2 protein-coding genes are annotated in these 1,632 nt (G+C 78.4%); both read right to left on the reverse strand.

All coding sequences use genetic code 11. The features are described 5' to 3' along the window. The coding region (locus BLS21_RS24405; protein WP_091224511.1) for a glycosyltransferase at positions 1-908 on the reverse strand (908 nt) is incomplete at its 3' end. Between the two features lie 4 nt (positions 909-912). Further along, positions 913-1,578, reverse strand: coding sequence for a hypothetical protein (locus tag BLS21_RS24410; RefSeq protein WP_091224513.1), 666 nt, complete (start codon positions 1,576-1,578; stop codon positions 913-915). Positions 1,579-1,632: the final 54 nt, after the last annotated feature.

The raw sequence follows: 1,632 nt of genomic DNA on the forward strand, positions 1-1,632 counted from the left end.
CCGAACGACTCCTCGCCCACCGAGGGCACCAGCACGACGTCGGCGGCGGCCAGGTGCGGCCAGACGTCGGCGGTGAACCCGGCGAACTCGACCCGGTCGCCCAGGCCGGCGTCGGCGACCGTGCCGCGCAGCTCCGCCTCGAACCACTCGTAGCCGGCGAACACCGACCCGACGAGGGTCAGCCGGGCGTCGACCCCGCGGTCCCGCAGCTCCTGCAGCGTCGCGACGGCGACCTGCGGGCCCTTCCGCGGAGAGAGCCGGCCGAGGTAGAGCAGCCGCAGCGGGCCGGTCAGCTCGGCGCGCGCCGGCTGCGGGTCCGCCGGACCGCGGACGGCGTTGCGCACCACGGTGCTGCGCCGGCGCAGCCGCGGGGCGACCTCGGCGAGCACCTCGAGGGTGAACCGGCTGTTGGCCACGACCCGGTCGGCCAGCGCCGGGCACAGCGCCATCCCGAGCCGCAGCAGCCGGGGCGCGGACTGCTCGGCCTCGTGCACGTGGCACACCGACCGGCGGCCGGCCAGCCGGGCCAGCAGCGGCCACGACGGGAGGGTGAGGGTGTTGACGTAGACGCCGGCGGCCCCGTGCCGGCGCAGCAGCCGCAGCGCCGGCGGCGTGCCGCGCACGGCGTCGGCGAGCAGCCGCACCGCCCCGCGGGGCCGCAGCGCGGCGTTGCGCAGCACCGGCATGGGGCAGGTCTGCACCCGCACCCCGCGCGCCTGCAGCTCCCCGACCAGCGGGCCGGGTCCGGGGACGGCGACCGTCACGGTGAACCGGCTGGCCAGCGCGGTGGCCGACTCCAGCAGCACCCGGTCGGCGCCGTAGAGCTCGGCGCCCGGGTGGACGACCAGCAGCGGCGGCCGGGCCGCGGGAACGGGCTCGGACGGGACGCGAGGGGTGGGGACGCGCACCGGCTCAGGCCACCGGGCCGGTGAACTGCAGCAGCGGCGCCCCGGCCTCGTAGCCGACCTCGACGTGGACCTGGTCGCGGGCGTCGGCGGGGACGGTGAAGACGTAGACGCCCTCGGCCGACTGCCCGGGCTCCACCATGGTGGCGAACGGGCGCCGCGAGGGGTCGTCCAGCGGCGAGGCCGGCGTCCGGTCGGGGCCGTGGGCGAGGTTCACGGCGACACCGCCGAGCGCGACCGGCTCGGCCGTGCCGTTCGCGATGCGCACGGTGACCCGCAGCGCCGGACCGGCGATGTTGCCCGGGCCGACCGCGGTGCCCTCGATCGCCTCGATGGCCGGCAGCGTGACGACGACGCCGTCGCCGACCGCGCCCTCGGCGTCCAGCGGCACCTCCGGCAGGGACGGCGGCGCCTCGTCGACGTCCTCGGTGGGGCCGGTGGGCTCCGGCGTCGGCAGCTGCGGCACGACAGCCGGTTCCGGAGTGGCCGCGGGGGCCTCCGTGGGGGTGGCCGTCGCGTCCGGCGGTGCGCTCGTCGCCTGCTCGTCGCCTCCGAGGACCACCCCGAGGGTCACCAGGACGGCCAGCACCGCGGCGGCGGCCGCGGCGAGCAGCAGCCGGCGGCGCCGGGCGGGGGTCGGAGGGGACGCGGGCGTCCCGGGAACGGTGCTCATCGTGGCAGCCTGCCCATCTCGCGGAACCACTTGACCGAGGCGAGGGCGAGGAAG

Origin of the sequence: Geodermatophilus siccatus (genome assembly GCF_900103785.1) — a bacterium.
Taxonomy (GTDB): Bacteria; Actinomycetota; Actinomycetes; order Mycobacteriales; family Geodermatophilaceae; genus Geodermatophilus; species Geodermatophilus siccatus.